General features: G+C 26.4%; 11 protein-coding genes and 1 pseudogene. 4 read left to right on the top strand and 8 right to left on the bottom strand.

Going from position 1 to position 7447, the window contains the following annotated elements; translation table 11 throughout:
* Positions 1 to 704 (top strand): annotated as a pseudogene (locus AJ886_RS06985) (conjugal transfer protein TraG); the annotation flags it as partial.
* An 88-nt stretch (positions 705 to 792) separates the two neighbouring features.
* Here AJ886_RS06985 and AJ886_RS10555 read toward each other — a convergent pair.
* The 5 genes from AJ886_RS10555 to AJ886_RS07010 all read right to left on the bottom strand — a co-directional run bounded on the left by AJ886_RS10555 (position 793) and on the right by AJ886_RS07010 (position 2216).
* Entirely contained in the window at positions 793 to 1083 is a 291-nt protein-coding gene (locus AJ886_RS10555) for a hypothetical protein (RefSeq protein ID WP_070287450.1), read from the bottom strand.
* Positions 1084 to 1094: 11 nt separating this feature from the next.
* Positions 1095 to 1376: a type II toxin-antitoxin system YafQ family toxin gene (locus tag AJ886_RS06995; RefSeq protein ID WP_002782140.1), complete on the bottom strand. Its 282-nt coding sequence runs from the start codon at positions 1374 to 1376 to the stop codon at positions 1095 to 1097.
* Entirely contained in the window at positions 1363 to 1590 is a 228-nt protein-coding gene (locus AJ886_RS07000) for a hypothetical protein (RefSeq protein WP_070287451.1), read from the bottom strand. Before AJ886_RS07000 ends, AJ886_RS06995 begins: the two co-directional genes overlap by 14 nt.
* A 110-nt stretch (positions 1591 to 1700) precedes the next feature.
* Positions 1701 to 1982 carry a type II toxin-antitoxin system RelE/ParE family toxin gene (locus tag AJ886_RS07005; protein WP_002883551.1) on the bottom strand — a complete coding sequence of 94 codons (282 nt, stop codon included), beginning with the start codon at positions 1980 to 1982 and terminating at the stop codon, positions 1701 to 1703.
* A complete protein-coding gene (locus AJ886_RS07010; protein ID WP_002883553.1) occupies positions 1983 to 2216 on the bottom strand; it encodes a hypothetical protein in 234 nt (77 codons plus the stop codon).
* 279 nt (positions 2217 to 2495) lie between these two features.
* Here AJ886_RS07010 and AJ886_RS10560 point away from each other — a divergent pair, with 279 nt between their 5' ends.
* Together AJ886_RS10560 and AJ886_RS07015 are read left to right on the top strand one after the other, a co-directional pair.
* Positions 2496 to 2645: a hypothetical protein gene (locus tag AJ886_RS10560; RefSeq protein WP_002807582.1), complete on the top strand. Its 150-nt coding sequence runs from the start codon at positions 2496 to 2498 to the stop codon at positions 2643 to 2645.
* On the top strand, positions 2642 to 3034 hold the full coding sequence (locus tag AJ886_RS07015) for a type II toxin-antitoxin system death-on-curing family toxin (RefSeq protein ID WP_002861538.1): 393 nt from the start codon (positions 2642 to 2644) through the stop codon (positions 3032 to 3034). The genes AJ886_RS10560 and AJ886_RS07015 overlap by 4 nt, the downstream gene beginning before the upstream one ends.
* Positions 3035 to 3328: 294 nt before the next feature.
* On the opposite strand, the gene AJ886_RS07025 is transcribed toward AJ886_RS07015, so the two are convergent.
* The 3 genes from AJ886_RS07025 to AJ886_RS10800 form a co-directional block, all read right to left on the bottom strand.
* Positions 3329 to 3991, bottom strand: coding sequence for a hypothetical protein (locus AJ886_RS07025; protein WP_002871457.1), 663 nt, complete (start codon positions 3989 to 3991; stop codon positions 3329 to 3331).
* A gap of 177 nt (positions 3992 to 4168) precedes the next feature.
* Positions 4169 to 5176, bottom strand: a complete 1008-nt coding sequence (locus AJ886_RS07030) for a DUF3825 domain-containing protein (protein WP_070287448.1) — start codon at positions 5174 to 5176, stop codon at positions 4169 to 4171.
* Positions 5177 to 6405: 1229 nt separating this feature from the next.
* The gene (locus tag AJ886_RS10800) at positions 6406 to 6633 is read right to left on the bottom strand and encodes a hypothetical protein (protein ID WP_052950196.1); all 228 of its coding nucleotides are present in this window, start codon (positions 6631 to 6633) and stop codon (positions 6406 to 6408) included.
* A gap of 387 nt (positions 6634 to 7020) precedes the next feature.
* Here AJ886_RS10800 and AJ886_RS10570 point away from each other — a divergent pair, with 387 nt between their 5' ends.
* On the top strand, positions 7021 to 7191 hold the full coding sequence (locus AJ886_RS10570; protein WP_186820746.1) for a hypothetical protein: 171 nt from the start codon (positions 7021 to 7023) through the stop codon (positions 7189 to 7191).
* Positions 7192 to 7447: the final 256 nt, after the last annotated feature.

Raw genomic sequence — 7447 nt, forward strand, 5'->3', positions numbered from 1 at the left:
TAGAATCTGAAGATTGGTATCAAAAACTAAGCAAAGATCAAAAAGAAACCTTTAATAAAACCTTTAACGAAAGTATTTCTAATGAAATTGGTAAAAATAGAGATGCAAGTGCTTCATTTAATAACCTTCTTAAAACAGGAAATGTTACAAATTCTGCTAGTATTAAAAGTTCTATGGATAGCTATAATGAAGCTAAAACGCTTAATAATTCAGTGGGTTATGATGGTGGCTCATCTATCGTTCAAGGCTATATCAATGAAAATTATGGTGGTGTAGTTAATAAAGAAAATGTGGCTTCTGCTGTGAATGCTGTTGAAAATATGGCTGCAAGAGGAGATATGCAAGGATTATCACACTATGCAGGAGTAAACTCTAATGTCAATTCAAATGGATTACACGAGCAAACAAAACATAATTATTATGATCCAAAAGGCACTATGACTGATCACAATAAAGCCATAGATGATTTAAATTCAAGACAAAAAGGCTTTATGGCAACAAGAAATGCTCCTACTAAAGTTGAATCAGAAGGATTAGCAGGTGAAATTCAAAAAGCAGCAAATGCAGCTGAGTATAAAGCAGGAACTGCTATAGAAGAAAGAAATAATAAGATTGATTATGCAAATATACAAAAAGATATTAAGAATGGAAAAGATAAAAGTAAAGAGTTTAAAGAATTTCTAAAAGGAGATAGGAATATGTGAAATCAAATTTAGCTTTTTAGCTAGATTTGATTTTTTAATCAATGTAATATATTTGTGATATATGGTTTATATTTAGGACTATGAAAATTTATTGTTGACAATTCATATCTCTAGTGGTTTGATTTTGTTTTTTAAATTCTTCTACAATATAATCTGCATTTTCTTTAATCTGTTTTCCAATATACACTGTATTAAAATCTACCCCAATAATCATACTTTTACCAATAAAATCTTTAATATTTGAATTTATATTATCTATATTATCAGGTGTTACTTTATTTATCTTATCTTTGAGTAAGTATAAAATACAACAAACTATTAAACCACTTACAATAAATGCAAGACTTACTAAATAAGTGATTAAGTGTGCTTTATCCATCTTTATTCCTTTCAATATTTTTTAAATAACTTACTATGACTACCTAGTTTTAAAATATTTAGCTCTAACTCATTATTATGTTTTTGATAAATTAATAACAAGTTAGACTTTATATGACATTCTCTAAAATCTTTTAATACACCTTTTAATTGATGATCTTTATATTTAGGTTCTAAATTCTCATCATTAGAAAGTTTTACAATAACTTCATCAGTTATTTTACGCTCTTCATCGCTTATTTTTTTGTAAGCTTTTATAAAATCTTTATGGTAATAAATTTTATATTTTGCCATTTTGATAAGATTTCACAAAGTCTTGATGCGAATTAAAGCTTAATGCAGTATTGACTTTTTTTTCTTTATCAAGTTCTTTGCTTGCATTTAATATCTTACTTTCAAAACTACTCAACTTAGGCTTAGAAATTTTACATTTGGCATTTATGCTTTTTGCTAAACCCTTGAATGCAGGTAAAAAATCTTCATTAACATTTTCAATAATAAGAGTCATAAGCAATTCCTTTCTCAATTTATATAACATAATTATACCATATTTTAATAATTTTTGCAAGTATTTATGCTATAGAATGCCTATTTTTAGGGGTTTTAAACGGATTTCTTTTATTTAACAAGGTTATTTTTGTAAATCGTAATTAAAAGTATTTTATCGTTTTTTAAATCTATATAATATGGAATGACATATTTCTTAAAGATAAAATCTCTTATGTTTTCATCATTAAAAAGAGTAGATTTTCGAAATTTATAAGGCATATTGTCAATGCACAAAATAGCATCTTTTAAAGATTTTGAAAAATAATTTTTTGCACTCACACTATCTTTAGCAATAAAGGCTAAAATATTATTAAGCTCTTTTTTAAATTTATCACTTTCCACAATTTTCATTCACAGCCATTCGCTACCTAATGGAGTTACTGATAATTTTCCTTGTTTATAGTGTAATAAAGTTTCTTCAGCTTCTTTTTTTATCTCATCTATGGTTCGATTATCTTCATAATTATCCAAAGTAGCTTCTAAATCATTTTTAGAAATTTTAAAAATAGCTCCTGCATTTTTTGACAAACATTCTAAACTTTTTATAAAATCAATATCATCACTTGTAATGGTTATAGTGTGCATTATAATTTCCTTTTTAAAGTTTATTAACATGATAATACCATTTTTTAATAATTTTTGCAAGTATTTATGCTATAAAATGCCTATTTTTTAGGGATTTGAAACGGATTTCTTTTTTTATTTGACTTGATTGTTTTATTTATTACTTAATGAAAATTAATTTGGGTATAATTAGCAAATTAATTTTTTTAGCTTCATATTGATTTGCTAATCAAATATAAATGTTAAAATAGTCTATACAGTATTTAGGATATTAATTGAAAGAATAAAGAGGGTAGTAAAATGAAAACCACAGAATATAATACGCAACAAAAAAATAATAAAGAATATTTAGCTGAGAGAGAAGCAGTTAAAAAAACTATGGCAAAAATGGAAAAAGAATTAGAAAAACCTGCTATAAATGCGGTGTTTCAAAGACTTAAAAATAAATGAAATATATAGAACTAAGCGAAGCTATTGCTATACACGAAAAGATTATTGAAAAAACAGGCGGATTAAGTGGTTATAATGAAACACAAATAGGATATTTGGCTAGCGCATTAGAGCATATAAAAAACGATGATTATTATCCTACAATAACTGATAAAATTACACATTTAATATTTTCCTGTGTAAAATTTCATCCATTTGCTGATGGAAATAAACGGACTTCGATATTTCTAGGTATGCACTTTTTAGATTTAGATGGTAAATATAATGATAAATTTGCTGAAGTTATGGAAGATATTGTTGTCGGTGTTGCAGATGATTCTATTGCAAAAGATGATTTAAATCAAATTTTACAAAATTTTATTGATAAAAATATAGAAGTTGAAGGATAATTTTCATCATAACCATCAAAATATAAATTCACATTTATATCGTGATATTGATAACGAAGTTTAATACAGTTTCCGACTTTTTTATATTTAGCATTATTGTACTTCTCTAATAAAATACCTAAAATAATAGTATCACTCATTTGCACTCCTTTAAAACGAAAATCTAAATATTATGTTATTATACAATCAACATTTTAGAGCAATACTAAATATAAACTAAATTGACAATTTTTTTATTGTATGATATAATTTAAAATCATTATAAGGGCGGATCGAGATCGCCCATCTTAAATACTATTTTAAGTAGCTATTCAAATCTTTTTCAAAACTCTCTATTAAATCACTTAAAAAAGCATTGATTTTATTTGGCATAACGCCTATAAAGGTATTATGTGATTTTGTGGTGATTCTAGGAGCTAAAGCCTTTTGATTTGTTATTTTTGTTTTATATAAATTTTCCCAGTGAAAACTTCTATTTCTGATTGTGAGTAAAAGGTTAAGAACAATATTTGCTTTTTCTATATTGCTAAAACTATTTTTATATTTTTTATTATTTACATAGTGAAAGTAATATTCTTTGTTGTGTGCATAATATTTTTTAAAATTTATATTAGAAGAATTAATTATTTTTGCCTCTAAGTGTTCTAGCTTAATTATAAATATTACATCTCCTAAAGAAATTCTTGAAATGAGTTGATTGTTATCTAATATTTCTTTGTTTTGCAATTTAATTATTTTTTGTTTGATGTTTTCTTCGTTATAATTTCTTAACCATTCTAAATCTTTTTCTTTCATATGTTTATCTAGTAAATTTCTTAATACTAGTTCAAGTATTGCTATTTTTGTTGTTATGCTTGCAATCATTTTTAAATTATCAAAATGTTCGTAAATATTATTATAAGATTCTAATCTTTCTTTAGAAAACAAATATTCAAGATCGGTTTGTTCTGTTGGCATGAATTTCTCTAATATTGGATTAATATTCTTAAATCATATCAAATTTTTACAAAAAATATTATTATTCACACTTGTAAGTACTTTTTTCAAGCTTTCTTTCCATTTCTTTTTTTGGAAATAAAATTACATGATAAAATAGACTTATCTCAAAAGCCTATTTTATCAATGTTTTCACTTTCAAATGGTGTTTTTCACCCATTCTGATTCAACTATCGAAAGAACTCTTGCGGTTTTGTAAATATTATCATGCGGATTTAGTATAGTTCTCACAGCGTAATACTGTTCGTTTTTAACTTCCTCTTTTTCAACTACAACTATCGTATCAACTGATTCTTCTTGAAGTTTCAAAGGAATGTATAAAACTACCCTTTGCTTATAAGCTGCAGGAATAATCATCTTTTGAAGATTATAATTATCTTTGATGATTTTCAATTCACCATTAATAATGTGTCCTATGAACCTATCATTTAGTTTTTTCACAATTTCAGGTAATCGCTCTTTTCTCTCAAAAAGATGCAAATGATTTACTCTAAAATCCAATTTACTGTCAAAAATGATTTCATTTTTGAATGTATCATAATCGCTTAAAGATTTAGGTATTTCTAAATCATCTAAAACTCTATCTCCATTAGAACAAAATTTTCTAAAAATATATCCTCCATTTTCCTGCTTTTCAAAGCATGCAAATATTGGAAAAACACCTGTACTATACAAACCTGTATTGAAACATGCCTTTGTTTTGTCTTTATTATAAGTAATAATATCAGGATAGCTTTTATTTTCGTAAATGAACTCAAAATATTTAAACAAGTAGGAAAATAAAATACTATTTCCGTTTCCCCAAAATTCTTTTTGAGCTATATTGGAAAGCTCTTGGAGTGTATTTAGAAAATTTGGAAAATAGGCAAATTGAAACAACAAAGGTTTCTCTTCAACTTTGTTTTGAATTTGATCACGATTTGAAGTCTTGTTTCTTGTGGTAGCTTTTTTAACATAAACTAAAGAAGGTTCGTTTTCATCTTTTTCAAGATCAAAGCCTGCTTCTATTAATGCCTTACTACAATTGATTTTTAAATCATATTTTCTTTTCAAATATTGACTGATATGTCCTGTAGTAACATGGTCAAATTTAGTTTTACTATCTTCATAGGCTTCTAAAATTAATTTTTCTATGTTTTTTTCCACGCTAAAAACCTAATTGTCCTTTCTTATAATCTTCTAAACCTTTCAATAGTCCAAAAAGTATGTCAGAATCAACCGCTCCTTCAATAGGAGTGCCTATTACTTTTCCTGTTGGAGTTAAAATATAAGTTGTTGCGAGTTAATTACAAATCAACTAAATAAAATACATATATTACAAGTTGTTTTCAAGCAATATGTAATTTTATTTCAATATGTGATACACATTAATACAACTTTACTTCAAGTATAGTTTATGTTTATGTAATTTTTATTTCAACTTAACTACACTTTTACTACAACATAACTACAACTTGAGTGCAAAAAAACGCTACTTGATAAACTGCATTTTATTTTCAACTTAACTACAACTTAACTACAACATAATTACAACTTGAGTGCAACTTTATTACAATTATTTTCAACTTAACTACAACTTGAGTTCAACTTTATTACACTTTCACTACAAAAATGTGAAAATTTGCATGTTTTTTGAAGTAAAAGTGTAGTTAATATGTAGTTAATGTTATTTTTACTATAACTTGAGTGCAACTTTATTACAACTTAACTACAAAAAAGAGTTTATTTAAAATACTATTTTATAGGGTTTTTAATATTAATTTAATTTTTATTGTTGAAAAAAATATACTAAAAAGTGTAATAAAAAAAATAAAATATCAATATTTAGGGCTTATTATGCTAAAACCCTTATTTTTAGGTTCTTTTGCTTTTTTTGAAAAAAATGTAAAAAGTTGAGCCAATGGGCATAATGCAATAATATAGCCTAAATATAGGCGTTTAAATCTTATTGTTGTAGGCAAATTATGCTAATGTTTTACCGACATTTTGCGATTTGTAAAAAGCTTTTAAAATATCTATTTTGTAGGTTTTTAAGCATTATTGATAATCGAGTTATTGTGTAAGATTTTTGGCAAAAATAGACTTTAGAGCTAAAAACTACAAAATTTTCTTCATGGCGTGTATTTTTGATTGTGCTTGATTTATAGCGATAATATGAGAGCTAGGGCTTATTTTAGAAGTTCTTGCGAATTTTCAAAAATGCTTTGCAGTTTTGAAATGGGCTGTGGTTTTTGTTTTGTGTTGCGATTTTTGTAGGTTTTTTTGTGTTTTTTTGATTGCAAGTGGGTATCTTGAATGGATATAGGGTTTAAAATGACAGAATTAACCTTTAAAAGGCTAAAATGATTTTTTTAATGGTTTTTATCGTTTTAGGGTTATTTTTTTGATTTTTGGGCGTTTTTTGAAAGAATATCGATTAGTGTTTCAAAATCTTGGATTTCTGATTTGGTAATTTTGAATTTATCTTTGAGGGTTAGGAATTGATAGGCTGAAACTATATCAAGCTTTGGGTATTTGGCTTGTAAATCGATAATGCTCTCATGGTTTTTAACTCTTTTTAGTTTGGCAATAAAAGTGTTTTTTGTTTTTTTGATATAAGCCATAACAGCAGGTGCATTTTGCTTTTGTTTTCATCTGTTTTGCCATAGATTGAGAGTATGAATGCTAGACAGCTAGTTATATTGACAAATAATTTGTCGTTTTTCTCTTTGTGGATTATTTTGTTTAGGTATATTTTGGTAAATCAAGTTTCTATGGCTTTGTGCATTTTGTTTTTTCGCTTGGGCGTGTATTAGTTTTAGACATAAGTTTTCTTCTGTGGTTTTAGTGCTTTATGAAATTATACCGTATTTTTATTTAACTTGGGTATGAAATGAGTATTTTTATATATCAGGGAAAGTTTATGCTAGAAATATGTTTAAAAAATGGCAAAGATAGGGAGTAAATGAGAAAGAATGAGGCAATAAATAAGGCAATAAATGAGGTGATAAATGAGAGAAAGAATGAGTATAAAGGCTATAAGGATTTGTGTTAAGGATAGCGTTAAGATGAGATTTGAATGCGTAGAATGCAAGATAGGGAGGAATGGGAGATGGGGTATAAATGAGGGGATAAATGAGGGGATAAATGAGGAAAATTATTCAATGAAATGTAGCGGATAAAGAAGGGGGGATAAATGAGGTGATAAAGGGCGAGAAGAAGACTTTTCTATTTCAAGGGTGAAAAATACTTTAGGGTAGGTATAAAAATGGCAATATATTAACGAAGTTAATGTATGGTAGGTACAAAAATTTTTAGCACCCTTTTTTTGAGAAAAATAAATTTCATTCTAAAAACACTATAAATATCCAATTTATAGGCATTCTTTGCTTTAGGGTAGGTATAAAAATGCCCTTGCTTAAACCTAGACTTTTTAAT

Source organism: Campylobacter sp. BCW_6465 (genome assembly GCF_001762815.1).
In the GTDB taxonomy this organism is placed as follows: Bacteria; Campylobacterota; Campylobacteria; order Campylobacterales; family Campylobacteraceae; genus Campylobacter_D; species Campylobacter_D jejuni.